Raw genomic sequence first — 25,692 nt, 5'->3', positions numbered from 1 at the left:
TGAATCACTTTAGATTTAATTGATAAAATGTTTAATATAATTTCAATATAAAGTTTAGTGAGGATAAACAAGTTGTTCTTTAAACCAAAGCGCTTTAGGAATAGCTGTATAGTTCGGTCTTAAAATAACTTCGATCTGCCAACCTTTTTGACGTTCTTGTGCTGGCAATTCTAAACGACTGGGCAAATAAAAACGTTTTAATTGAAAATTTAAATCGAGATAATCGCCTGTTAAATGACTATAACGTCTCCGATAATATCTATCTCGTGATAACAGGGCAAATTGGTTAGTAGTTAAAGAAGGAGTTTTTGAGGTAATACGAATGGGTTGAGCAATTCCTTCACGATCTGGCTCAAAAATGACATAGACTTTTTCTAATAAATTCGTGCCTCGCTCAGCATAAAATTTTTTTAATATCTCTCTGTCGTTCTGATTAGTGCTTCTTGAAATATTTTCTACCGTTGGATTCAAAATAAAATAGCGGCCTCGCAACACGTCATAAGGATCAGCTGGATCTAATTCGAGACGCGCTGTGGGCAAAGAATGCCAACTCCATTCTTGATAACCCGCCCAACCTATGAAAAAAGTTGTAATAATAATAGCCAAAAGGAGAACCCTTTTCACGCTGCCTCCTTTATCCTTCTCAGCGCACGCTGACGACCGCGATTTAACACATACATAAGAAAAAGGATTAAAATTCCTGTGAGAATAAGACTGAATCCTCCACTCAAAAGATCTGAGAAAAAGTCAAAATAACGCACTAAAATACCCGCTAAAATTCCTAAATAACCTAAATTAATCCATCCTACTGAATAACTTAAACTCCCCTCACGAACCAGTAGTAAAGCAATCACAAACTGCACAACCCATGACAAAAATCTTATGATACTGAGTGGAACAACCACCTGATAATCGGACAACAAATCAAGACAACTTCCCAAAACTAAAAGACCCCAGATTAAGCCAACCATTATCCGAATCGATTTCGTTCCAAGATAAGGAGACATTAAATCATGTGGTTTCCAATAAAGCGCTCCTACAGCCAAAAAAGCGAAAACAAATGAAACAAAATCGTAATTAAGAAACTTATCCAAATGACGATCAAGACAACCTAAAATTAATAACAAAATGGAACCACCCACTAAAATCCACACAGAGAGTAGCCCTCTCAAACTACTCAAACCTTTCCCCACTAAAATAACAGCTAAGGCGCTAGCAATAATCGGAATCGAAAACCCCGTAAGCACAAAGTTCTCGATATGGCTCCCCAACCAAGAATGAGAATCAAAAGATTCAGTCCAAAGCGCAATTCCTAACGCAATCGTAAAGACCCATTGCGTCATTTGTGCTGGCATTAACCAAAGCGCAGGAAGAATCAGTGTCACCCACAACCATACTCCATCAGCAGGACGGGAATGGAGTTGATAAACTTGCCCCATCAAAGCGATGCCAGCCATGATCCAACTCGTGCTCAATAAAGCAAAAACCTCTTTCCACAAAAAATTTTGAGAAGCGCCCGATTGCCGCCAATAACCCCAAAAAAATCCAAGCTCAATCAAAAGCCAAAGCACAATCTTAACCAACCGTGGAATCGCCTCCCAATTCTCCACAATTAAAAGTGAAAGCCCAGCTAGAATCAACATGCCTCCTAAAACCAGAAAAGCGCGTAAAACAATGTTGCTGTGTTTTCGTTGGATAACTTCTTCACTCACTTCACGAAGACGATTGGATAAGGCTTCGTCAATAACTTGCTTTTCTTGCCAAAGACGCAGATGTGTTTCTAGCAAGCGCGGCAGGGACTTTTTAGACATGCTTCAAAAAGCAGTAGCAGAAGCTATCTGAGAAACAAACCGAAATTAAATAAACAATAGAACTTTGCACTCTCAAGCAATTTAAAATCAAAACTTAACGCATACACCTAAAAATTTTATCACGAAATAACCCACTAAGACTTACTCGATTACAAATTCCAGTTAATGTATTCATTATTGCAAATAAAATAGCGACGCCTGACTTTAACCATGGCTCCAAAAATCCGACTCCGATTCTTTCGGCTTTTCTCAAACAATACTAACCAAAATACTTACATTCCATATCAATGTGCTAAACTTTGATATGCCTGACATGTTGTTTGATCAGGTAAAGTAGAAGAAGAAAATATATCTCGCTTCGCACCTCTAGTCATTCTGTTATTAGGATCATCGCTTGGCTCATGAGGCATTCCTACATAATGCCCAATTTCATGCGAGGTAGTATCTGGCGCCACTTGGCCCACATTAATTACTACACCATCTGGTGGAACAGGTCCATTAAGACCGTCAGGATCAATATCATAACCGCGAAGATTAGGGACTAGGGCATTTGTTACTAAAAGATTAATGCCTACTGGATCGCCAGAAATATTTTTTATGTTCTGAGAAAGCTGAGGATCGCCATTAATTCCATTTTGATCTGAAGGATGATAAACCCCACTACTCGCAGGGGCTGGTTTATTGTTATTGTCCCAATCAAAATGAGTTTTTACTTCTGTATCACAAGCCATCGAATAAGTATTACAACAATACTCTATGTCATCTTTAAAAGTATCAATCTGTTGCCACACCTTATCTATAGTTGACTTATTTGCTTGGACACTAGAATCAAAACCAACATTAACATCTATTTCTATTTTTTGAATTTTTCCCATAATTTTAATCCTTTTTTAGCTTAATATCCCATTTTTGCTCTTTTTAATAAAAAGACAAGAAACATTTTACACTAATGATTAATTTATTAGTTCAATCTCTGATCCCAATCTTTCCATACCGGATCATAACCCATTTCTTGCAAGCGTTGCGCGACTTCTTTAGGGCTGCGCGCATCCGCAATGGCAAATTGTTCTGTAGCAGGTTTGTGTTCTCCTTCGGATGCGATCACAGGCATCGCTTTTCCTCGAACGGTATGATGCACTTTTTCTTTTCCAGCGCCGGTGTAGCCACCCGGTTCGGTATGGGATCCCGCACTCATATGGGTGATGCCTAGGGGAATCAACCCATCACGCAACCGCTGTGGTTCACGTGTGGAAAGCACCAATCCAACTTGCGGAAAAGCTAAACGCAACGCGCAAATGAGTTGGGTTAAATCGCGATCGTCCAATCGCGTTAAAGGCGCAAACTCGCCTGCTGCAGGTCGAAGTCGTGGCAAAGAAACGGTTAAAAACGATTTCCAACAATGTTTCAACAAATAATCTACATGCGCGGCCAAAGCCAGAGCTTCAACACGCCAATCGGCCAAGCCAAAAAGCGCACCAATTCCGAGCCGTTTAAAGCCCGCTTCGTAAGCCCGCTCCGCACAATTCAATCGCCAATCAAAATCTTTCTTCGGTCCTGCCGTGTGCAGCTCCGCATAAATTTCACGATCGTAAGTCTCCTGATAAACCACTAGTCCTTCTGCACCCGCTTTGACTAAAGGTAAATAATCCGCGGTTTCCATCGGACCAATCTCTAAAGATAAGGAAGGCACAAAAGTATGAAGCCGATCCAAACATTCTCGGAGATAACTTTGCGAAACAAATTTCGGATGCTCCCCTGCCACGAGTAATAGCGAGCGAAAACCTTCATTGACCAAGTAGCGCGCTTCGGTTTCAACCTGTTCAGGAGATAGGGTCACGCGCACGATTGATTCGTTATCGCGAGAAAATCCGCAATACTCGCAAGCATTGACACATTCATTGGATAAATAAAGCGGCGCAAATAAGCGCATCGTTTTACCAAAATTCTGCCAGGTTAACTGTCGCGCTTGTTGCGCTAAATTTTCTAATTCTTGAGGAGTTTTAGGCAAAAGAAGGTCTTTAAAACGCCGATGCATTTCGCTTTCGCGCCATGTTTCTGAACAAAAATAATCCGAGAAGCTCATGCTCTTTTACTCCAAAAAACCAGTTAAAGGACTCGTAGCAATGGCTCGCGTGTGCTGTGAAGGCAAACCCATTTCATAGGCTTCACGACCTGCTTCGACAGCCTTGCGAAAAGCATGAGACATCCGCACTGGATCAGAAGCCACAGCCAAAGCAGTATTAATTAAAACGGCATCCGCTCCCATTTCCATCGCTTCTGCAGCATGCGAAGGAACGCCCAACCCTGCATCAATGACTACTGGCACCGTAGCCTGCTCAATAATGATCGCAAGTTGCGCACGCGTTTCCAAACCACGATTCGAACCAATCGGCGATCCCAAAGGCATAACCGTCGCACATCCCACATCCTGCAAACGTTTCGCCAAAACTGGATCAGCATTAATATAAGGGAGCACAGTAAAGTTTTCTTTAACCAATATTTCTGCTGCCTTTAACGTTTCCACGGGATCAGGCAATAAATAGCGCGGATCAGGATGAATTTCGAGTTTCACCCATTTTTCCAGCCCCATCGTTGCTGCCAAACGCGCCAAACGCACGGCTTCTTCCGCCGTTCGAGCGCCACTCGTGTTTGGCATGATTAAATAACGCGATGCATCGAGATAATCCAAAATGTTTGTCTCTTTCTTGCCATTCAAATCGGCGCGACGCAAGGCGACAGTCACCAACTGTGTGCCACTGGCTTCTAACGTTTCTTTCATCAAAGGCAATGATCCAAATTTTCCCGTGCCGACTAGCAAACGAGAATCAAACCGTTTTCCTGCGATGACTAAAGATTGACTCATGAAACATTTGCTTTCTTAGCGAAGCCATACGGCGTTTCAACTCGACTCACTTTTTTGTAGCCGACTTGCTGGAGACCTTTTTCAATTTTTTCTTTCATGCCAGGCGCATCAAAATAAATAAATTCTTTTTCATCCAACTCAATTTTTGCTTCTTCACCATAATGCCGCAGACGAAAAATATGAAAACCTAATTCGCGCAAAATTTTTTCACCCGCCTCGACTTTCGCTAAAGTTTCCACGGTCACAGGCGTTCCATGCGGAATGCGAGAAGAAAGACAAGGCGAAGCCGGTTTATCAAAAACATGAAGACCTGCTTGTTGCGCAGCTAAACGAATTTCCTGTTTGGTTAAGCCTGCTTCACACAAAGGCGCTAACACAGAAAATTCCTCAGCCGCTTGGCGACCGGGTCGAAAATCGGAAAGATCATCAACATTTTCCCCATAAGCAATCGCGTTGAACTTTTTTTCTTTTTTTTCTTTAACCCATTGCGTCAATTTCTCAAAAAGCGCCGATTTACAAAAATAACAACGATTAATCGGATTCGCTAAATAATTCGGATTTTGAAATTCATCCGTAGCAACCACTTCAACCGGGAGTTGATTTTTTTTTGCAAAAGCCAGCGCTTGCTCCAATTCATGACGCGGCAAACTTGGCGAGTCCGCAATCACGCCCAAACAATTTTTCCCAAGCACTTGATATGCCCGATAAAACAAAAATGCGCTATCCACCCCACCGGAATAGGCCACGATCAAACGCTCGCAATCGCGCAAAATCTCATCCAATTTTTGTAACTTAATTTCTAACACTGTCTATTTATTTTACCTAAGCTTTGAGGCTTAACAAGATCACTTCTTGTTTTTTTAACTTATTTCGAAAGGAAAAACCTTAACGATTTCACGATACATAAACTCACAAGCAAGAGCTTGACACTAAAAATTAGCGCGTCACTGTCATGACTTCATGAAAACATTGCAAAATAGTTTGGCTGAATTTATTGGAACCTTTGCGCTTCTTTTTATTGGGATTGGAGCAACTTATTCAACCGGAGAAGAAATTTTAACAGTAGCTCTTGCTCATGGTTTGATTATTGCGGTGATGGCTTCGTCGTTTGGCTATATTTCCGGAGGCTATTTTAATCCTGCAGTGACTTTAGGAAGTTGTTTGGGAGGAAAATTACCACCTCTCACTACTTTACTTTACATTATAGCTCAACTTGCAGGCGCTTTGGCGGCTACTTATCTTTGTCTACCCATTTTTGAAAGCCAGGGAATTATTGATACCACACCCCAAGTTGTTGAGGGATTAACCCTTTCTCAAGCTGTCTTGATTGAAGGGGTATTAACTTTCTTTTTGATGCTAGTAATTTTTGGAACTGGTTTGGATGAGCGCGCCCCTAAACTAGGGGGTTTAATGATTGGTCTAACCGTCAGCGTCGATATTCTTTTTGGAGGCCCTTTAACAGGCGCCGCAATGAATCCCGCTCGCGTTTTCGCTCCAGCTGTTGCAGCTCATTTTTGGACAAACCATTGGGTTTATTGGGTAGGACCCATAGCAGGCGCTTTCGTTGCAGCACTTGCTTACCGCCTATTTTTTGCACTGAAACATTAATTTCATTTCGGGAACTAACTTTTTCTCCCTCTCTTGCTATTTACTTAACAGCCTGTATAAACTAACCCTATGAAATCAGAAATCGCAGAATTTGTGGAAAATGGAAGTCGGCACATCACACCCCAAAGAATGAAAAATTTATTGCAACAGATTGGCCTGTTGAAAGCCGAGTTTACCCAAATCGACGAACCTTCTTTTCCTCATCTGGTGGATCAATTAGAGTTTTTGGCAGATGCCGTAGAAGATGCTTCGGATAATTCTTACCCTCATTTACCTTATTACGCGATGGCAGCCGCCGCGTTTGCTTTAACTTATGCGCATCAAGCTGTGGATATTATTCCCGATAGTTTAGAAAAATTTGGACACCTAGATGATTCGGCTGTTGTGCGTTACGTACTTACCCAATACAGTCCAGATTTTCAACATTATGCCAACTCGCGCGGATTAAATTGGGAAACCATCACGACACAAGCTTAAGATGGTTGCAGTAAAACTTTCTACCCAAAAGATTCGCGCGGAACTGCACAAGCTTCCGAATTGGAAATTAAAACAAGGAAAGTTATACCGCGAATTGCGTTTCAAAAATTTTAATGTCGCATGGGGTTTTATGTCACAAGCCGCTTTGATCATGGAACAAATGAATCACCATGCAGAATGGAAGAACGTTTACAACCAAGTCACTCTTTTTCTCAGGACGCATAGCGCCAAGGGTGTGACTGTATTGGATTTTCAACTTGCTCATAAACTGGAAGTTGTAGCGAAACCATTATTAAAAAATTGAAAAACTGAAAAAGTTGTTGCAACTCCCATTCAGAACGCGATATTGCCTGTTGTTTTATGACTGCTCCAAAAAGAATCGGAATTTTAACAGGTGGCGGAGATTGCCCAGGTCTCAATGCGGTGATTCGCGCCGCAGTTAGAGTTAGCACAGAATTAGGTTGGGAAATTTATGGTTTTCATGACGGCTACGAAGGTTTGCTTGAACCGGATGGCTACACTATCTTAGATCGTCGCAAAACTTCTGGAATCATGCAGCTGGGTGGCACGATTCTTGGCACAACCAATCGCGGTCGATTTGCTTCTAAAGTTGGCCACGGTGAAAAAGCAAAAATTCCCGATGAAATTCTTGCCACAGCCAAACGCAACCTGCATCAACTTCAAATCGATGCTTTGATTTGTATCGGCGGCGATGGCTCACTTGCTACAGCGCAACAACTTTTTGAAGCCGGCATACCCGTAGTAGGTGTGCCCAAAACAATTGATAACGATATTTCCGCCACAGCGACTTCGTTTGGTTTTGATTCCGCCTGTGCATGCGTCGCCGATTCGTTGGATCGCTTGCACACCACCGCTCGAAGTCATCGTCGTGTGATGGTAGTAGAAACGATGGGACGCTATGCTGGTTGGATCGCGTTGCATGGGGGATTGGCGGGAGGAGCCGACATCATTTTAATTCCTGAGATTCCTTTTCATTACGACTATGTGGCTCGTGCCGTGCAACGACGCATGAGCGCAGGCTATCGTTCAACGATGATTGTCGTCGCAGAAGGCGCGACACCTGAGGGACAAAGCTATGTTACATTAAAAGATTTGCCGCAGGCAGGTGAAAAACGTTTGGGCGGCATTTCACTGCTCGTCGCCGAGGAAATCTCAAAACGAGTGCATTGGGAAACGCGTGCTGTCGTGCTCGCTCACCTTCAGCGTGGAGGAAATCCAACTGCTTTAGATCGTATTTTAGGCACCCGTTTTGGAGTGGCTGCTGTTGAACTCATTTATCAAGAAAAATATGGCCATATGGTAAGCTATCAAGGCTATCAAATTGGAAGTGTGAGCATCGCAGAAGCCATTAACCAACCCAAACTCGTGCCACCGGATGGTCAAGTCGTGCAAGGCGCTAAGCTCATGGGAATTTCCTTTGGTGATGAAGATGTCTTACCGGAAATGATTGGGCAATGAAAGCCGCGAAAGCATTTGTTAAAAAAAAATTAAAACCTTTAACCCGTTGGCGCGAACCACGTCCGCTATCTTTTGATCGTTATACTTTGGAAGGTTTTTTCGATGAAGTCATGGAAAAACCTAACCAGTTTCGAGGTCATTACCGCAAGCTATGTCGTCACCTCGAAAAATTGACTCCAACTACTTTTCAAGAGCTTCGACAAAATGCTGATCTGGCCTTCCTGAATCAAGGCATTACTTTCACCGTTTACCACGATAATCAAGGCACGGAACGGATCATGCCTTTTGATTTATTTCCCCGGATGATTCCCGCTAAAGAATGGACTCATATTGAAAAAGGATTAATGCAGCGTGTCACCGCGCTGAATCTTTTTCTAAACGATATTTATCATAAACAAACCATTCTTAAAGATAACATCATTCCAAGAACTTATGTCGAAAGCGCCGCCCATTTTCGAAAAGCCCTCATCGGTTTTCGCGTGCCTAAGAATATTTATCTTCATATCTGTGGCACCGACCTCATTCGCGATGCGCAAGGCAATTATCTAGTCTTGGAAGATAATGCTCGCACACCAAGCGGAGTTTCTTACCTACTAGAAAATAGGCAGACATTAAAACGCATTTTCCCCACACTTTTTGAAACACATCAAGTGCGACCGGTGGAGCATTATCCACAAGAACTTTTACGTTTACTGCATTATGTCGCTCCCTGCACTGATCCCACCATCGTGCTATTAACGCCAGGCATCTATAACAGCGCTTATTTTGAACACTCTTTTCTTGCCCGACAAATGGGCATTCCCATTGTCGAAGGACGCGATCTAGACGTGATTCGGAATAAAGTTTATGCGCGCACCACGCAAGGTTTGCAACCTGTTCATGTTATCTATCGTCGCGTAGATGATGATTTCTTAGATCCGCTTGTTTTTCGTAAAGACTCTGCGCTCGGTGTACCTGGACTATTTGAAGCTTATCGCCGCGGTAATGTTAATTTAATTAACGCCATTGGCACGGGTGTAGTTGATGATAAAATGATTTACGCTTTTGTACCGGACATGATTCGTTACTATTTAAAAGAAGAGCCTATTTTACCCAATGTTCCAACCTATTTAGCCTATCGACCGGAAGATAAAAAATTTATTCTCGAAAATTTACCCTCTCTCGTGGTGAAAGCCGCTAATGAATCGGGTGGTTATGGCATGTTAATTGGCCCTCACGCCAGCCGACGTGAAATCCAAAAATTTCGCGAACTTATTCAAGCCAATCCTCGCAATTATATTGCCCAACCGACCATTGCCCTTTCGCGACACCCTTGTTATTGCAATAGCAAATGGGAGGGCCGCCACATCGATCTTCGCCCCTACGTTTTAAATGGAGAAAAAATTAGCATCATCCCAGGTGGACTCACACGAGTAGCATTAAAAAAAGGATCGCTTGTGGTTAATTCCTCCCAAGGCGGTGGCAGTAAAGACACGTGGGTTTTAAAATCAGAAAAAAAAGAAAGATAATATGCTAAGCCGTGTCGCAGACAATCTTTACTGGATGGCGCGTTATATAGAGCGCGCAGAGAATGTGGCACGTCTCATTGATGTCAGCCTTCAAATCCTATTAGATTTACCGCAACGTGAAGCTCAACAACTTCGAAAAAATTGGCAGCCACTTTTGGTTTGTTTGGATTTAAAAAATGAATTTTGCAAACATCACCGTGCTTACGATTCTAGAACAGTAACTGAATTTTTAGTCACAGAAGCAACCAATCCTTATTCACTTTTTAATCAACTGAAATCTGCCCGAGAAAATGCTCGAGCCATTCGTGAAGAAATCTCAAATGAAATGTGGGAGCAAATTAATCGAACTTTTCTTTGGAGCATCAGCCGTCAAGCTCATCAACTTCTTTCAAAAAATCCCTACGAATTTTTTAATCGTATCAAACAAGACTCCCATCTTTTTCAAGGTATCACAGACGCCACTATGGCGCATCACGAAGGTTGGCATTTCATACAAATTGGCAAATATTTAGAGCGTGCCGAAAAAACTTCCCGTTTTTTAGACAATCCTTTGCTGCAATCCTTAGACCCCCTATTTTCTTGGGTTGCTATCTTACAGAGTTGCAGTGCAAAACAAGCTTATCAAAAACGCTACCGAGTTACGCCCCAACCCGAAAAAGTCATTGAATTTCTTTTTCACGATCCCTTTTTTCCACGCTCCATAACCTATTGCGCAAAACAAATTGAATTCTTCTTAAATCAAATTGCGCAATCTCATCAAACTTTATACCACCTTTTACCTCCTTATAAAGCTTGGAAAATATTGTGGAATACTCTCGCCAAAACACCCAAAAACTTTTCTAAAGCCAATGTCTTACACCAAATCGTCGACCGCATTCAACTCAATTTAAATACTTTGGATGAAGCCATATTCAAAACTTACCTTTGCTATCATCTAAACCAGGCCATTCCGCAACTTGAACAATGACCGCTCTTTTATCCAATCAAACCATCGTCAAACGATTCGCCGCTCCTCATCTGGTTGCTCGCCAAGAAAATGCTCAAAATGTGGCTCGAGCCTTAGGCATGTTAGTGTCGCCCACGTTGGCTTATCCGAAAAATCAGGAAGCGCAATTATCCTTAGACCTTTTGCCTCATCAAATAGAAGAAAAAGAATGGCGACATTTGGAAAAGGGTTTAACTCAAGTGGCTCAGACTTTTCAAAGTTTCTTACAAGATATTTATTCAGAAGGAAAAATTCTGAAACAACCCAATTTCCCTTTCGAACTCGTTTTGAACCATCCAGATTATCAACGAGATTATCGCATTCTCAATCTGCCCGACCAACTCCGCCTGCGTTTTATTGTTGTAGATTTAGTAAAAGAAAACAATCACACTTGGCATATTGCCAATCTTCAGTTGGACGCACCTTCTGGAATCGCTTATGCCTTGCAAAATCGACGCATTCAAAGCCAGATCTTTCCTGAATTGCGAGAAAAAGTGCACGTTTTTTCCATTTCTCAATTTCCCGCACAACTTTTAGAAAATTTGCAAAGCACATCGCCTGCTTCAACTTCTACGAAGCGAATTGCCTTATTAAGCGAAGCCGCTACCCGTCACGATGAGTTTGAACACGGTTTTCTGGCTCGCAAAATGGGAATTATTCTTGCGAAGTGCCAAGATCTAATCGTGCGCGATAATGTGCTCCATTATAAAACCATTGCAGGTCTGCAACCCATTCACACCTTACTTCAATTCAGTGCCCATTCCCATTTAGATCCCGTGACAAGCGGCAAACCGGATGGCATTCCTGGTCTTTTTCAAAGCTGGCGAAGCGGTATGACACAATTGGTAAATCCTCTGGGCAATCGCGTGGCGGAAAATCGAGCCTTATTCCCTTGGTTTTCAGAAATGACTCATTTTTATTTGCAAGAAACCCCTATTTTAAACACGCTTCCTACTTTCCTTCTTGCTGATCCTAATCAAAAAAAGAAGATCCAAGAAAATCCAGAGAATTTTGATTTCTTTCAAAATGGCCTGACACTGCGCGCAATTAAAAATCCTAATAAAGCACTGAAACAGAATTCCCCTTCCCTCTTAGCTCACCCCAAACTCAACTACGAAACACTTTCTTGTTTGACAAAATATGGCGCACTCCACGCCAAACCCTTCATTTTGCGATGTTTTATTTTAATCGATCGCAACGGGATTGAAGTCATACCTGGCGGACTAACAAAACTTGTTAAAGACGATCATCTCTTTTTAAAATCACCTTACGTCGCTAAAGATACCTGGATCGTTGACGCCAATCCTCATTCCACTCCGCATGCCACTGTTCAATCCAGATCATTTGCCCCAATCACAGATCATTTAGGCAGTCGCCCAGCTGAATCACTTTATTGGTTAGGTCGCTATACAGAACGCGCTGAATGCATCGCGCGCATGTTTTCAATTTTAGATGAAGTTCGACTCGAATCAACGTTAGGCGACAATCCTCTCTGGCAACCGCTCTGGGAAGCATTAAGCCGCGCTAGTGGTTACAATAATTCCTTCCTACCACAATTCTCTAAGGAAAATCATATCAAAACAGCGTTCCATATCACTTTTGATTCAGAAAATGCCGCGTCTTTACTCAATTCCGTGCGACAAGCTAGACAAAATGCTAACGCACTCCAAGACTACGTCCCGCCCGAAGCATGGTCTGTCATCAACCGATTAGAGCAAACGCTCACTTCCTACGCGGAACAAAGCATAACCCTAGGCGCCTCTGCCATGATCGCAATTCGGCGCGGATTGGAAACATCTTTAAATCAACTGGCTTCATTCCGGGGTATGGTCATGCGCACCATGTTACAAGACACAGGAAACGGTTTTTTCTATACCGGCTTATATCTGGAACGCATTCTCATGACCACAGTGAGTCTGCAAGCCACTTACGCATCCCAAGCCAAACTCTCTTTAACTTGGGACGAAGATCAAGACATTGAAAATCCCCTTCTCAACGCATTCTTGCGCATGATGGGCACACAAGATGCTTACCATCGTAAATATCAACAACGCGCTCATCCCCTTTATGTTGCAGAAATGCTTCTAACAGAAAAAAAATCGCCCGCCTCTTTAAATTTTTGCTTGCGTCGACTCACCGACTTTTTCACGCGACAAATTCAAAATTTCGAACCTGGCGAACAAATCGTAACTCAACTCTCCAATCAACTGACCGAATTAATTCAGTTGGAAACATTAAATTCCTTATTGGAAAACATTTTCCATCGAGCCAGTGAATTACATAATTTAATTTCTGACACCTTTTTTCAACATCAACCTTTTGGCGAAACTCACACTTTTAACGCTTCTTTCACTTCATGAACCAGTTTCGCATCGAACACTTGACTCACTACCATTATTCCGGTCCCGTGATGGAATCTTTTGCCGAGCTTCGCCTCGCTCCTCTAGCAACGCCTCATCAAAAATTAAAACAACGCATCCTAACCATCTATCCTGAAACCCAAGTCAATTCTTATCTCGACCACTACGGTAATCAGGTTGAGTTTTTTTCTTTAGCATCACGCCATGAAGAAATGAAAATTCTTTCCCAATGCGAAGTAGAAATTGCAGCCCAACCTTATCACTCAGAGCCCCTTTCTATCCAATCCGCTCAACAACTTTATCAAAGCCTCACGCCCGATTACTTTGATTTTTTGGCTTCCACTCTTTTAGTTCCATTGGGAAAACCCTTTGAACGATTTATTTCAAAATGGTTTCCTGCCCCCAAACCCTTAGGCGAAGCTCTCTTCGATTTCACTCGCTTTATTAACGAGCATTTTCACTATGAATCTGGCACAACAACCGTTGAAACACCTGCTATTCAAATCGCAAAAACGAAACAAGGAGTCTGCCAAGACTTTGCCCATTTTATGCTCGCTGTTTTGAGAACAGCACAAATTCCCACTCGCTATGTCAGTGGCTATATTGAAAGTAGCAGCTCCGCGAACCAACCTGAACTCGTAGGCGCGGAAGCCAGTCACGCCTGGGTGGAAGTTCTCATGCCTGACCAAACCTGGAGAGGCTATGATCCTACCAATGGGATTTTTACCGAAAATCGACATATCGTGCTAGCAATAGGCCGCGATTATTCCGATGTGCCCCCTTTCCGCGGCACTTATCAAGGCTCTCAATCCTTGAACCTGACGGTTCAAGTCAATGTAAAACGCATAAATTAAATGGCTTATTTTTTTCTGAAAAGGCACTAGCAGAATTTTATTTTTCTTGTATTAATAAAACGCCCCAAAAATAGGATACAGCCATGGCACAAAAAAATAAAAACGGAACACACGATTACGATCCCCAGGAAACACAGGAATGGATCGATTCACTAGATTATGTGTTACACGAAAAAGGGCCAGAACGCGCGCTTTGGCTATTGGATCAATTGGAAGCCAAAGCTCGTCGCACTGGCGTAGAAATGCCATCTCAACAAACCACGCCTTATTGCAACACTATTCCGCCCGAAAAAGAACCCGCCAAACCGGGTGACTGGGAAATGGAGCGTCGCATCAAAAGTTTGGTGCGCTGGAACGCCATGGCAATGGTCGTTCGTGCCAATAAAGAAGAGGACGGCATTGGCGGCCATATTTCAACTTACGCCTCTTCAGCCACTATATTGGAGGTCGGGTTCAATCATTTTTTCAAAGGACCGCGAGCAGAAGGTGGCGGTGATCACGTTTATTTTCAAGGCCATGCTTCGCCTGGCATCTATGCGCGCGCTTTTTTGGAAGGCCGCATTACAGAACAACAACTTGAAAACTTTCGTCGTGAAATGGGTAAAGGTGGCGGCTTATCTTCTTATCCCCACCCTTGGTTAATGCCTGATTTTTGGCAATTTCCCACAGTTTCAATGGGGTTAGGCCCCATCATGTCCATTTATCATGCCCGTTTTAATCGCTACTTGCATCATCGCGGTATCAAAGACACTTCGAACAATCGCATTTGGGCCTTTTTAGGCGATGGCGAATGTGATGAACCAGAATCCTTGGGCTCAATCACTCTAGCTGCTAGAGAAAATCTCGATAACCTTACTTGGGTTGTGAACTGCAATTTGCAACGGCTCGATGGCCCCGTGCGCGGCAACGGGAAAATTATTCAAGAATTAGAAGCCGCTTTTCGAGGTGCGGGTTGGAATGTCATCAAAGTCATTTGGGGCTCAGAATGGGATGCGCTTTTAGCAGCTGACACCAAAGGATTGTTGCTTAAACGCATGATGGAAGTCGTCGATGGCCAATACCAAAAATATTCTGTGAGCTCTGGCGAATATGTTCGCAAACATTTTTTTGGCGCTTATCCGGAAACATTGGAAATCGCCGAGCGTCTATCTGATGAACAAGTGCAACGCATTCGTCGCGGTGGACATGATCCCATTAAAATGTATGCCGCTTATCACGCTGCTATTCATCATAAAGGTCAACCCACTGTCATTCTAGTGAAAACAATCAAAGGCTACGGCCTCGGCGAATATGGCGAAGGTGTTAATGTTGCGCATCAACAGAAAAAACTGCAAGAGCCTGCCTTGCTTCATTTCCGAACGCGTTTTGGCATCTCACTTAATGATGAAGAAGCGCTACAAGCCAAATTTTATAAACCTTCTGATGATAGCCCCGAACTTAAATATTTACGTCAACAGCGCGAAGCTTTGGGGGGTTACTTGCCTCATCGCAATACTAAAACACCTAAATTTAGCGCACCAAAACTTTCTGAATTTAAAGAATTTTTCGAAGGAACTCCTAAAGACAAAGCCAGCTCAACCACACGATCATTTCGCGATATTTTAGCCAAACTCATGAATCATCCAGAAATCGGCAAATTTATCGTGCCGATTATTCCCGATGAAGCACGCACGTTTGGTATGGAGGGTATGTTTAGAAAGTATGGCATTTATTCCTGCTTGGGCCAACTCTACGATCCCGTTGATGCCGGATCACTCATGCCTTACAAAGAAGCCAAGAACGGACAAATTCTGGAAGAAGGCATTAGCGAAGCAGGCGCCATTTCTTCCTTCATTGCCGCGGGCACTTCTTACTCCGTGCACGGCGTAAACATGATTCCCTTCTTCATTTTTTACTCCATGTTTGGATTTCAACGCATTGGCGATTTGATTTGGGCCGCAGCCGATTCGCGCACAAAAGGATTTTTATTAGGCGCCACAGCAGGTCGCACAACACTAAATGGTGAAGGTTTGCAACACGAAGATGGTCATAGCCATATTCTTGCCGCCACCGTGCCCAACGTGATGGCTTACGACCCTGCGTTTGCTTACGAAATCGCTGTCATCATCCAAAATGGTCTCAAGCGCATGTATGAAAAAGGCGAAGATATTTTCTACTATCTAACTTTGCAAAATGAAGATTATGCCATGGCTCCCATGCCCAAGGGCGTGGAAGAAGGCATCTTAAAAGGTCTTTATAAATTTAAGGCCGGTCCAAAGAATAAAAAACTGCAGGCACAAATCTTAGGCAGCGCTACGATTATTAATTGCGCTCTAGATGCTCAAACCATTTTAGCGGAGCGTTACGGAGTTTCCGCTGATATTTGGAGCGCGACAAGTTACAAACAACTGCGTTACGATGCGATGGAGGTCACACGATGGAACATGCTTAACCCCACCCAAAAACCTAAAAAACCTTACGTCACGGAACTTTTAGAAAAAGAAAAAGGCCCTGTGATAGCAGCCTCTGATTATATGCGATTGGTTCCCGATCAAATCGCGTCTTGGGTTCCAGGTGGCTTAACTACTTTGGGCACAGATGGGTTTGGTCGCAGCGAATCCAGAAAAAATCTGCGTCGCCACTTTGAAATCGATGCCGAATGCATTACTATCGCCACTCTTCATGCGTTAGCGCAACGCGGTGAAATCAAACCCGAAATCGTTGCCAAAGCCATCAAAGATTTAGGTGTTGATCCTAAAAAACCTTTCTCCCTTTTTGCTTAGTTATGTCAGAACCCGTTTTACTCCCCGATTTAGGCGAAGGCATCGAAAGTGGCGATGTTGTCAAAGTTTTAGTGAAAGAAGGCGATCACGTAGAACAAAACCAAACTCTTCTTGAAGTTGAAACGGATAAGGCCGTGGCTGAAGTGCCCTCAGCAAAATCAGGAAAAGTAACTAAAATTTTAGTAAAATCCGGAGATAAAATTAAAGTTGGGAGTCCTTTATTAGAAATGGATCCCAACGAAAAAGAAAAAGAGCCAGAAAAGAAAGTGGCAACCCCACCAAAAGAAGAATCGAAAAAAGAAGAGAAAAAGAAAGAAGAAGCTAAAAAATCATCGGCCACAAAAACTCAATTACAAGAAGTTAAACTTCCGAGTTTAGGGGAAGGCATTGAAGGTGGGGAAATTGTTAAAGTTCTTGTCAAAACTGGTGATTCCGTGGACAAGGATCAAACTCTTTTAGAAATTGAAACCGATAAAGCTGTCGCAGAAATTCCTTCTCCAGCTCAAGGCAAAATCACTAAAGTCCTTATAAAAGAAGGAGACAAAGTCAAAGTAGGCTCTTTGCTTTTAGAAATACAGGCGACCATAGCAGAAAAATCACACGAAACTGAAATTCCCGAAACACCACAAAAAACAAAAAGCGAACAACCGGCAAACAAAGAATTTTCAGAAAAAACTGTCATTCCTTCTTCCACAACCGATGGCGATAAAGTCTACGCCGCACCGGCTACACGCCGATTTGCAAGAGAATTAGGAGTCAACTTAGCTCAAGTTTCTGGCCAGGGCGAACGCATCACTCAAGAAGATGTTAAAACCTTTGTTCGTGAAGGCGGTGTAAAACTGACACAACCTTTACCCGATTTTTCGCAATGGGGACCCATTGAAGAAAAACCTCTCACCTCGTTGCGTAAAAAAATTGCCGATCAAATGGCCTGGTCCTGGTCCATTCCTATGGTCACTCATTCCGATCAAGCTGACATTACAGAGCTCGACCTCATTCGTAAAAAATTTGCCCCACAGATTAAACAACAAGGTGGCGTCCTCTCGGTTACTTCTTTTGCCATCAAAGCTGCTGCACAAGCATTACAAGAATTTCCACAATTTAATACTTCGATCGATTTAACGAAGGGTCTTTTAATTCAAAAAAAATATTATCACATCGGCGTTGCAGTCGACACGGAAAACGGTTTATTAGTGCCCGTGATTCGTGATGCGGATAAAAAATCAATCAAAGAAATCTCTTTAGAAATTGCAACTCTTGCCCAAAAAGCTCGCGACCGCAAAGTAACCGCTAACGAAATGCAAGGTGCCACCTTTACCATTTCCAATTTAGGCGGTATTGGCGGTAACCATTTCACTCCGTTAGTCAATCCTCCTCAAGCCGCTATTTTGGGCATCTCGCGAGGCCAAATCCAACCCATCTGGGATGGCACAACCTTTAAACCTCGTTTGATGTGTCCACTCTGCGTCACTTACGATCACCGCATCGTCGACGGCGCCGATGGCGCTCGCTTTACCCGCCGCATCGCAGAAATTTTAGAAAATTTCGCAGTAAGTTTTTTAGGCTTATAATTTAAAATTCATTAAAAATTTCAAACTTCGAATTGAACTTAATCAGTAAAGTTCATACTTTTTTTCATGAAATCTTATTTTTTATTTATAACAATGTTACTTTGCGGATGTGCCTCAAATAGGGGAGGTGGCAATGCTTCACAAATGACTTGGGAGTTTCGCGGCTCTTGTGCTTACAACTCTCAAACTGAAAATAGAGATGAACCTAAAGGCAATGTCACTCTTAATGTAAACGGAGAAAGCTATCAAATTATTTCACGCGCTAAGGGTTACTATCGAGAACTTGATCCTAAAGAATTTTCAGATTACGGCCTTCCTTCTAATACTTTAATAGCTGCTAAATCTTGGCATGCGGGTTTTGGAAATCTTCTTTTCGTAATGAGACATTCTAACCAACTTGAAGTTTATCGCCAAGATATGAATGAAAGCAAAGACAACGAATATCCCGTCGAAAAGGTTTCAACGATTCCTATTTAAAAATAAATTATGAGTGACATTAGTTTTGCTGGATTTGACGCTCTTATCTCATCGGTGGCTTTAAGTATAATTCTATTAATTGTACTTATTATTTGTTTTTTCTATGCTTGGGTTAAATCAAAACGCATGAAGGTTAAATTAAATACTCTACCCATTTTTCCACATATGATAGGTATATTGGCAAGTATGTTAGGTTATTTACTTATAGCATGGCTTAGCGATCATTCAGACAATTTGAACTTTCTAAAAGGGTTAGATAAATCTATTTTATTATGGTCGTTAGTAATTTTTTTCGTATGGCCGACAATCGTATTTATTATTAAAAAACGCAAAATTTAGCTAATCACACTTTTGTTCATGTTAAGAAAACGTCGCCCTCGTTATTCTGGCAAAAATCCGAGACGATTTGAGGAAAAGTATAAAGAGCATCAACCTGAGCGTTATCAAGAAACACTCGCAAAAGTTATCGCTTCAGGAAAAACGCCTGTAGGCATGCATCGACCCATCATGGTCCAAGAAATTCTAGAAATCTTGTCTCCACAACCAGGCGAAACCGCGGTCGATTGCACTCTCGGTTATGGTGGACACGCTCAAGAAATTCTAGCTCGCCTACAGCCCAATGGCAGATTACTGGGAATGGATGTTGACTCTATCGAACTAAATAAAACTGAAACACGATTGCGTAAATTAGGATTTAATGAAGGCAATTTTGTAATTTTTCACATTAACTTTGCTGGAATCACCAAAGCTTTAGCTAAATTACAATGGCATAAGGCCGATATCATTTTGGCTGACCTTGGCGTTTCTTCCATGCAACTCGATAATCCCTCTCGAGGATTTTCCGTAAAATTAGAAGGGCCGTTGGACATGCGAATGAATCCACAAAAAGGTCAACCTGCTTCCATTTTTTTAGAAAAAATAACTTCTGACTCTTTAAAAACTTTGCTCATAGAAAATGCTGATGAACCCAATGCAGAAATTTTAGCATCTGCTTTAGCCGGAAAAACCTTCTTTACGACTTCAACTTTAGTCAAAGCGATTCACAACACACTACCCCGTTTAGAATCTCAAGAAAAAGATCAAACTGTTCGACGCGTTTTCCAAGCACTACGCATTGCCGTTAATGGCGAATTTTCCGCATTAGAAGCCTTCTTAAGACAACTCCCTTTTTGCCTGAATCCCGAAGGACGCGTTGCCATTTTAACCTTTCACTCCGGCGAAGATCGACGCGTCAAAAAAACTTTTAAAGAAGGTCTACAACAAGGAATTTATCGTGAAATAGCTCAAGATGTCATTCGGCCAAATGCTGAAGAATGTCATTCCAACCCGCGTGCTACTTCAGCTAAATTACGTTGGGCTATATTAAACTAACCCCCTCTTTCTATTATCGCGAACACGAATTTTTTTAAAAAAAGTGCAAAAGATTAATTATTGTTACTAATTAAAGTGCATGTTAGTTTGATATACGTTTTTATTTTCAAAACTTAAAATATGACTTCTCTTTTTGATTCTATTCAAATCGGCGCTTTATCCCTGCCCAATCGCATTTTCATGGCGCCCCTCACCCGTTGTCGAGCCAGTGAAGGTCGCGTGCCCAACGAGCTCATGAAAAAGTACTACACTCAACGCGCTTCCGCCGGTTTGATTTTTTCAGAAGCCACGGCAGTTTCTCCCATGGGAGTTGGATATCCCAACACACCAGGGATTTGGTCCAAAGAACAGATTGAGGGGTGGAAAACCATTACCAAATCCGTTCATGAGAGCGGTGGAAAAATGTTGTTACAACTTTGGCATGTTGGACGTATTTCTGATCCAATGTATCTCAATGGCAAACTTCCCGTTGCTCCAAGTGCTATTCCAGCCAAGGGCCACGTGAGTTTAGTGCGACCTCAAAAACCTTTTGTTGCACCGCGAGCTTTAGAAACGAGCGAAATTTCGAGCGTCATCGAAGCTTACCGCCAAGGCGCTCTCAATGCCAAAGAATCTGGTTTTGATGGAGTCGAAATTCATGGCGCCAACGGTTATCTCTTGGACCAGTTTCTACAAGATGGAACCAACCATCGCACTGACCAATATGGAGGCTCTTTAGAAAATCGTACTCGACTGATGCTAGAAGTGGCCGATGCCGTCATAAAAATTTGGGGTTCCGACCGTGTGGGTTACCATCTTTCTCCACGAGGGGATACGCACGATATGCATGATTCCAACCCGAAAGAAATTTTCACTTACCTTGCACATCAACTTGGTCAACGCAAACTTGCTTTCCTATGTGTTCGTGAGTCTCTAGGCCCTAATCGTATCGGCCCTGAAATAAAAAAAGCTTTTGGTGGAATTTATATTGCCAACGAAAATTTCACTCAAAAAACTGCCGAGCAAGTACTTCAAACTGGTGAAGCTGACGCCATTGCATTTGGTAAACTATTTATTGCTAATCCCGATCTTCCTCAAAGATTTGCTCAAGACGCCTCCTTGAATGAACCCACTCCTGAGACTTTCTACGCTTCAGGCCCTCAAGGCTATGTCGATTACCCATTTCTTGAAGTTTCAAAAAACAACACAGTAAAAAAGAGTTAAATCTCGAATGACTCGCACTTTCATCAGCGAACCTATCCTGCCAGATCAAGAAAGCTTGGATCCTCGACGCATGGCTTATGGGGAACCTGGACTTCCGAAAAAATTTATTTGGCGTGATGAAAAATTCATCATCACCAAAGTAGTTGCACAATGGAAAGAATATGGCGATTGTAAACATGGTAGTGGCGAACGATACTTAAGAAAACACAGTTATCGATTGCAAACCAAAGACGGCACACTCTTGCGCGTCTATTTCCAACGTAGTTTTGGCAAAGCGAAAAGCACACGTACGCGTTGGTGGCTGCATAGCATCGAAAAATAAATATCCCAGAGCCAGATCCGTGTTAGTAAAAATTAGGTAAAATGTTATTAAAACTATAATGCATTAATGAGTTTTAACGCGAGCAGTAACAATTTTCGATGCTGAAGGAATCACTCCGCACAAGTTCTCTTCATTAAAAAGCAAGGCATTGGCTTGTGAGGAATCTTTAGACAACTCAATACCGTCGCGTTTTAAATCTTCCTCTGCAGCAACCTGAGCCAAAGTGCCGGGCGGGCTTTCATACCAACCTGGATCAGAACCGTCCTCCGGCAACTCTTCGCGCACTTTAAGAATCGTAAACATCCCGCCCATAGTAATATAATCATACTGACCTTGCCCGCCAACCATCGGTATAGAATTCGGTGGCACCGTCATATGCATTTCGCCCATATCTCCCATCCCATGTTGTCCCATGACCATGTAACCGGGGATGAGAGGACGAATTTTCTGATTTAACTCTTTAGTGTTAACGCCAATCACATTGCCAAATTGGTGACCCATCTGATTCATGATATGATGCAACATGTGACAATGCATCGCCCAATCGCCCGGCTCATAAGCAGTAAATTCAATCGTGCGTGTGCTCCCTGTAGGCACAATCGTCGTAGTTTCGGGCCATTGTCCCTCTTTAGGAATTTCACCACCATCCGTTTCAACCACTTTAAAATGGTAACCATGCAGATGAATTGCATGATGCGACATAGAACTTAAATTACCCAAACGAATTCGCACGCGATCCCCTACCTTAGCTAGTAGCGGTTGCGTTCCAGGAAAACTGCGTGCGTTCATGGTAAAAATATTAAAATCAGTCATCTCATTGGGATCAGGCCGACGCGCGCCCACTTCTACTTTCCACTCGCTTAACATAATGGCATAATCACGATCGGGCGGATTGTCCGAAGCATTTTTAGGATGAATCACAAAAAGTCCCATCATGCCTAACTGCATTTGAGTCATCTCGTCATGGTGCGAGTGATACATCAATGTGCCATGCTGTTTTAAAATAAATTCATATTGAAACGTCTCGCCCGGTTGAATCGCGGCTTGACTCAATCCTCCCACTCCATCCATCCCACTCGGTAAAAGCACACCATGCCAATGCACCGTCGTTGGGGAATAAAGTCGATTCGTCACATAAATTCTCACCCGATCTCCTTCTACGGCCTCAATCGTGGGACCGTGCACTCGACCATTATATCCCCAACATTCAGCCACTAAACCCGACGCAAACTCATGTGTAACCGGCTCAGCAATCAAATGAAAAACTTTTACCCCACCCACCATTTTCCATGGCAACGTTAATCCATTAGGAGTAATAACGGGTTTATATCCCTTCCAACCCGATGGCGGGTTAAACGATTCCGTTTTACCCGTGCTAACGGGAACGATTTTTTCTGAAGAAGCGCCAATGGCTCGCGCTGTAGGCATCAACTTGCCAACCAAAGCCGCTCCTGAAGCGGCGGCAGCAGCAGTTAGAAATTTTCGACGATTAATCATAATTTTAATGATGCTGATGGTTTTGAGGTGCTACATTATGAGACGTTGCTGGAACAGGTTTCGATAAAACTATTTCATCATCCGTTAAACGGCCCCCAACCACCCGCTCCAACTCCACCCGAGCCATCCAATAGCTTAGCAAAGCGTCAATATAACCTTGTTGAGCCATTTGCTCTTTTTCTTTAGCGGCAAGCAAATCATAATTACTTTTTTGCATAGCATTGTATTGCAAAAGTGTTTCACGCAAAATTTTTTGATGTTGCGGCAATAACGTCTCTTCATAAAACGCTACCGCGCGACGTGCGGCAACCAAAACATCGCGCGCTTCGCGAACTTCCGAACGAATATTAATCGCTAACGCTTCAAAATTTCGTTGCGCTTGACGATATTGAGCCGCGAGTTTCGCAAGGGCCGGTTGACCTTGATCAAAAATAGGCAACTCCAAAGAAAGACTCGGCCCGATCACCGTTTGTCGATCCGTATCGCGTTCCGCGCTCACACCAATCGTTGCCCCGGGAAAATAACGAGAAAATTTCTTTAATTGTAACGCTTTAACAACTGCTAAACTTTGGTTACGCGCAGCTGCCAAGTCCAATCGCTGATTCAAACCTAACTCCTCAAGATTTTTCAATGAAAACTCTTTTTTAGGCAAAGTCGGTAAAGAATCAGCGATTTCCCAATCCGTTTCCTTTCCCCATAAACCCATAATACGATTCAGTTTTTCACGATCCGATCGGATTTGCGTTTGCGCCTGTACTAAATCAAGTTGCGCTTGAGAAGCCGCAGCTTGTTGCTGATAAAGCTCAAGGTCAGGAACATTTCCCGCCTTATATTGTTGTTGAGCCACCTCGACAGCCGCATCATTCACCTGAATCACAGCCTCCTTTCGTTTCAAAGATTCCAAATGCGCTTGAAGCGTATAAAAAGCTGTTTGCGCTTCACTTGCGATTTGAAGAATATGATGCGCAACTTGAAGCTTAGTTTGTTCAAGATTTTGTTTCGCGATTTTGGTTCGAGCCGGCAACATCAACAAATCCAAAAAATTAGCTGCAGCCGAATATTCCATATTTAAAGCGGAGGGTGGCCGATTCGGAAATCGCCACATGCCCGCAATTTCGATATTGGGAGCTCGCGATGCCTGAGCCAATTCCGCTTGAGAAATGCCAATCTCTTCCCATTGCGCCTGCAAGGAACGATTGTTCAATAAAGTAATAGCCGTCACCGATTGAACAGTCAGATCATTTTTTAAAAAAGCTTGAACCGCTTTTTCTATCTCTTGCTCATCGCCATCTTCCCGCATCCACTTGGGACGCTGACCTGTCCGCTGAGCAACCGTCTCACTCACCTCATCAAATGCCGCTTGCGGATCTGTACTGGCACAACTCACCATAAAAAGTCCAATCAAAGGCACAATCCAATTTAGCCATGGAACTTTTCTATTCACTGATAACTAGCATAGCAAACTAACTATCCATTACCAGACTCTTCATTATTTCGCCTTAGTTCAGGACTAATTCAGAACTAAAAATTTTCTTCGGAAATGGCTCAAGCGGAAGCGGTTCATCATGATCGAGATATTCGTTGCAAACTCTAAAAAAATCCTCACGCGTTTCGACTCGACGAATCTCATGCAAAAATTGTCCCGTTGCTTCCACTCCTTCACCAATAAAATTGAGATATTTTTTCATCTTCTGCACCTGAATTCGCGGAGACACAGCAGGATCACAAACCGCCTCATAAAGCTCATAAATATAATTCAAAACGTTTCGACCTATTGGCAAAGCAAAAGTTTCCCCTCGCAAATGCGATCGAATCTGTTCGAATAACCACGGATTGCGAATCGCGCCGCGACCAATCATCAATCCTTGCGCTTTCGTCATGTCCAAGATGCGCTCCGCATCGTGTGCCGAATAAACATTGCCATTCGCTAGCACCGGACAGTTCATTGCCTCGACTGCTTTCGCAATCAAATCATAGCGCACCCCATCACGATACATCTGTTTCACCGTTCGACCATGCACCGTTAATAAATCCAACGAATGACGTCTAAAAATTGGCAGCAATTTTTCCAACGTTCTCTCATCCTCAAAACCCAAACGTGTTTTCACAGTAAACTTTCCCGAAATCGCTTCGCGCAACGCACCCAAAATCGAATCAATCAAAGGCAAATCCCTTAATAGACCACCGCCCGCACACTTTTTATAAACCGTCGGCGCAGGGCAACCTAAATTCAAATCAATCGCAGCCACCGGATAATTTTCTAATTCATGTGCTGTTCGCACGAGTGACGAAATATCGTTCCCAATCATCTGCGCAACGACCGGCCGCCCTGTCGGATTTTCTGTAATCGACTTTAGAATCGGTTTATCTAACCGCGAATCTTTATGAACCCGAAAATACTCCGTAAAATAAACATCCGCTCCCCCATATTTCGCCATCAACCGCCAAAATGGCAAATCCGTCACATCTTGCATAGGAGCAAGGGCTAGAATTGGTCTCCGTATTAACATAAATAATATTCAACGTAATTTCACCCTCAGTATA

General features: G+C 42.8%; 23 protein-coding genes. 14 read left to right on the top strand and 9 right to left on the bottom strand.

Annotated features, from left to right (window positions below):
• Positions 1-54 precede the first annotated feature (54 nt).
• The 6 genes from K1X66_04260 to larE form a co-directional block, all read right to left on the bottom strand.
• The gene (locus tag K1X66_04260) at positions 55-624 is read right to left on the bottom strand and encodes a GDYXXLXY domain-containing protein (GenBank protein ID MBX7157582.1); all 570 of its coding nucleotides are present in this window, start codon (positions 622-624) and stop codon (positions 55-57) included.
• Positions 621-1,811, bottom strand: a complete 1,191-nt coding sequence (locus K1X66_04255) for a DUF2157 domain-containing protein (GenBank protein MBX7157581.1) — start codon at positions 1,809-1,811, stop codon at positions 621-623. Before K1X66_04255 ends, K1X66_04260 begins: the two co-directional genes overlap by 4 nt.
• 284 nt (positions 1,812-2,095) lie before the next feature.
• Positions 2,096-2,686, bottom strand: coding sequence for a hypothetical protein (locus tag K1X66_04250; GenBank protein ID MBX7157580.1), 591 nt, complete (start codon positions 2,684-2,686; stop codon positions 2,096-2,098).
• Positions 2,687-2,772: 86 nt separating this feature from the next.
• Positions 2,773-3,894: a 2-iminoacetate synthase ThiH gene (gene thiH, locus K1X66_04245; protein MBX7157579.1), complete on the bottom strand. Its 1,122-nt coding sequence runs from the start codon at positions 3,892-3,894 to the stop codon at positions 2,773-2,775.
• 6 nt (positions 3,895-3,900) lie between these two features.
• Positions 3,901-4,674 carry a thiazole synthase gene (locus K1X66_04240; protein MBX7157578.1) on the bottom strand — a complete coding sequence of 258 codons (774 nt, stop codon included), beginning with the start codon at positions 4,672-4,674 and terminating at the stop codon, positions 3,901-3,903.
• Positions 4,671-5,480 carry an ATP-dependent sacrificial sulfur transferase LarE gene (gene larE, locus K1X66_04235; GenBank protein ID MBX7157577.1) on the bottom strand — a complete coding sequence of 270 codons (810 nt, stop codon included), beginning with the start codon at positions 5,478-5,480 and terminating at the stop codon, positions 4,671-4,673. The genes K1X66_04240 and larE overlap by 4 nt, the downstream gene beginning before the upstream one ends.
• Before the next feature lie 154 nt (positions 5,481-5,634).
• Between larE and K1X66_04230 the strand changes: the two genes are divergently transcribed.
• From K1X66_04230 to K1X66_04165, 14 genes are all read left to right on the top strand, one after another.
• Positions 5,635-6,282 carry an aquaporin gene (locus K1X66_04230; protein ID MBX7157576.1) on the top strand — a complete coding sequence of 216 codons (648 nt, stop codon included), beginning with the start codon at positions 5,635-5,637 and terminating at the stop codon, positions 6,280-6,282.
• A 69-nt stretch (positions 6,283-6,351) separates the two neighbouring features.
• Positions 6,352-6,759, top strand: a complete 408-nt coding sequence (locus K1X66_04225; GenBank protein ID MBX7157575.1) for a DUF1232 domain-containing protein — start codon at positions 6,352-6,354, stop codon at positions 6,757-6,759.
• A 1-nt stretch (position 6,760) separates the two neighbouring features.
• A complete protein-coding gene (locus K1X66_04220; protein MBX7157574.1) occupies positions 6,761-7,063 on the top strand; it encodes a 4a-hydroxytetrahydrobiopterin dehydratase in 303 nt (100 codons plus the stop codon).
• 56 nt (positions 7,064-7,119) lie between these two features.
• Positions 7,120-8,238, top strand: a complete 1,119-nt coding sequence (locus K1X66_04215; protein MBX7157573.1) for a 6-phosphofructokinase — start codon at positions 7,120-7,122, stop codon at positions 8,236-8,238.
• Between the two features lie 110 nt (positions 8,239-8,348).
• Entirely contained in the window at positions 8,349-9,746 is a 1,398-nt protein-coding gene (locus K1X66_04210) for a circularly permuted type 2 ATP-grasp protein (GenBank protein MBX7157572.1), read from the top strand.
• A 1-nt stretch (position 9,747) separates the two neighbouring features.
• Entirely contained in the window at positions 9,748-10,713 is a 966-nt protein-coding gene (locus K1X66_04205; GenBank protein MBX7157571.1) for an alpha-E domain-containing protein, read from the top strand.
• The gene (locus tag K1X66_04200) at positions 10,710-13,091 is read left to right on the top strand and encodes a circularly permuted type 2 ATP-grasp protein (protein MBX7157570.1); all 2,382 of its coding nucleotides are present in this window, start codon (positions 10,710-10,712) and stop codon (positions 13,089-13,091) included. The genes K1X66_04205 and K1X66_04200 overlap by 4 nt, the downstream gene beginning before the upstream one ends.
• Complete coding sequence (locus K1X66_04195) at positions 13,088-13,945, top strand: transglutaminase family protein (GenBank protein ID MBX7157569.1); 858 nt, start codon at positions 13,088-13,090, stop codon at positions 13,943-13,945. The genes K1X66_04200 and K1X66_04195 overlap by 4 nt, the downstream gene beginning before the upstream one ends.
• A gap of 83 nt (positions 13,946-14,028) precedes the next feature.
• Positions 14,029-16,707: a pyruvate dehydrogenase (acetyl-transferring), homodimeric type gene (gene aceE / locus K1X66_04190; protein MBX7157568.1), complete on the top strand. Its 2,679-nt coding sequence runs from the start codon at positions 14,029-14,031 to the stop codon at positions 16,705-16,707.
• A gap of 2 nt (positions 16,708-16,709) precedes the next feature.
• Positions 16,710-18,278, top strand: coding sequence for a 2-oxo acid dehydrogenase subunit E2 (locus K1X66_04185; protein MBX7157567.1), 1,569 nt, complete (start codon positions 16,710-16,712; stop codon positions 18,276-18,278).
• A gap of 144 nt (positions 18,279-18,422) precedes the next feature.
• Entirely contained in the window at positions 18,423-18,755 is a 333-nt protein-coding gene (locus K1X66_04180) for a hypothetical protein (protein ID MBX7157566.1), read from the top strand.
• Positions 18,756-19,112: 357 nt separating this feature from the next.
• A complete protein-coding gene (gene rsmH / locus K1X66_04175; GenBank protein MBX7157565.1) occupies positions 19,113-20,126 on the top strand; it encodes a 16S rRNA (cytosine(1402)-N(4))-methyltransferase RsmH in 1,014 nt (337 codons plus the stop codon).
• A gap of 120 nt (positions 20,127-20,246) precedes the next feature.
• Positions 20,247-21,329, top strand: coding sequence for an alkene reductase (locus K1X66_04170; GenBank protein MBX7157564.1), 1,083 nt, complete (start codon positions 20,247-20,249; stop codon positions 21,327-21,329).
• A 7-nt stretch (positions 21,330-21,336) separates the two neighbouring features.
• The gene (locus K1X66_04165) at positions 21,337-21,651 is read left to right on the top strand and encodes a cytoplasmic protein (protein MBX7157563.1); all 315 of its coding nucleotides are present in this window, start codon (positions 21,337-21,339) and stop codon (positions 21,649-21,651) included.
• A gap of 63 nt (positions 21,652-21,714) precedes the next feature.
• Here K1X66_04165 and K1X66_04160 read toward each other — a convergent pair whose 3' ends face one another.
• From K1X66_04160 to K1X66_04150, 3 genes are read right to left on the bottom strand one after another with little or no spacing between them, the layout of a single operon-like run.
• Positions 21,715-23,148: a copper oxidase gene (locus tag K1X66_04160; GenBank protein ID MBX7157562.1), complete on the bottom strand. Its 1,434-nt coding sequence runs from the start codon at positions 23,146-23,148 to the stop codon at positions 21,715-21,717.
• Between the two features lie 4 nt (positions 23,149-23,152).
• On the bottom strand, positions 23,153-24,592 hold the full coding sequence (locus K1X66_04155; GenBank protein MBX7157561.1) for a TolC family protein: 1,440 nt from the start codon (positions 24,590-24,592) through the stop codon (positions 23,153-23,155).
• A gap of 55 nt (positions 24,593-24,647) precedes the next feature.
• Entirely contained in the window at positions 24,648-25,622 is a 975-nt protein-coding gene (locus K1X66_04150; GenBank protein MBX7157560.1) for a tRNA-dihydrouridine synthase family protein, read from the bottom strand.
• Positions 25,623-25,692: the final 70 nt, after the last annotated feature.

This window comes from Verrucomicrobiia bacterium (assembly GCA_019694135.1).
In the GTDB taxonomy this organism is placed as follows: Bacteria; Verrucomicrobiota; Verrucomicrobiia; order JADLBR01; family JAIBCM01; genus JAIBCM01.
This window is presented reverse-complemented; position numbering and strand designations above follow the sequence as displayed.

Coding starts and splice junctions, on each gene's coding strand:
- K1X66_04210 (MBX7157572.1), top strand. CDS start 8,349: ATGGAAAAACCTAACCAGTTTCGAGGTCATTACCGCAAGCTATGTCGT.
- K1X66_04225 (MBX7157575.1), top strand. CDS start 6,352: ATGAAATCAGAAATCGCAGAATTTGTGGAAAATGGAAGTCGGCACATC.
- K1X66_04215 (MBX7157573.1), top strand. CDS start 7,120: ATGACTGCTCCAAAAAGAATCGGAATTTTAACAGGTGGCGGAGATTGC.
- K1X66_04160 (MBX7157562.1), bottom strand. CDS start 23,148: ATGATTAATCGTCGAAAATTTCTAACTGCTGCTGCCGCCGCTTCAGGA.
- K1X66_04185 (MBX7157567.1), top strand. CDS start 16,710: ATGTCAGAACCCGTTTTACTCCCCGATTTAGGCGAAGGCATCGAAAGT.
- K1X66_04165 (MBX7157563.1), top strand. CDS start 21,337: ATGACTCGCACTTTCATCAGCGAACCTATCCTGCCAGATCAAGAAAGC.
- K1X66_04180 (MBX7157566.1), top strand. CDS start 18,423: ATGACTTGGGAGTTTCGCGGCTCTTGTGCTTACAACTCTCAAACTGAA.
- aceE (MBX7157568.1), top strand. CDS start 14,029: ATGGCACAAAAAAATAAAAACGGAACACACGATTACGATCCCCAGGAA.
- K1X66_04200 (MBX7157570.1), top strand. CDS start 10,710: ATGACCGCTCTTTTATCCAATCAAACCATCGTCAAACGATTCGCCGCT.
- thiH (MBX7157579.1), bottom strand. CDS start 3,894: ATGAGCTTCTCGGATTATTTTTGTTCAGAAACATGGCGCGAAAGCGAA.
- K1X66_04150 (MBX7157560.1), bottom strand. CDS start 25,622: ATGCAAGATGTGACGGATTTGCCATTTTGGCGGTTGATGGCGAAATAT.
- K1X66_04230 (MBX7157576.1), top strand. CDS start 5,635: ATGAAAACATTGCAAAATAGTTTGGCTGAATTTATTGGAACCTTTGCG.
- K1X66_04250 (MBX7157580.1), bottom strand. CDS start 2,686: ATGGGAAAAATTCAAAAAATAGAAATAGATGTTAATGTTGGTTTTGAT.
- K1X66_04170 (MBX7157564.1), top strand. CDS start 20,247: ATGACTTCTCTTTTTGATTCTATTCAAATCGGCGCTTTATCCCTGCCC.
- rsmH (MBX7157565.1), top strand. CDS start 19,113: ATGTTAAGAAAACGTCGCCCTCGTTATTCTGGCAAAAATCCGAGACGA.
- K1X66_04205 (MBX7157571.1), top strand. CDS start 9,748: ATGCTAAGCCGTGTCGCAGACAATCTTTACTGGATGGCGCGTTATATA.
- K1X66_04255 (MBX7157581.1), bottom strand. CDS start 1,811: ATGTCTAAAAAGTCCCTGCCGCGCTTGCTAGAAACACATCTGCGTCTT.
- K1X66_04195 (MBX7157569.1), top strand. CDS start 13,088: ATGAACCAGTTTCGCATCGAACACTTGACTCACTACCATTATTCCGGT.
- K1X66_04240 (MBX7157578.1), bottom strand. CDS start 4,674: ATGAGTCAATCTTTAGTCATCGCAGGAAAACGGTTTGATTCTCGTTTG.
- K1X66_04220 (MBX7157574.1), top strand. CDS start 6,761: ATGGTTGCAGTAAAACTTTCTACCCAAAAGATTCGCGCGGAACTGCAC.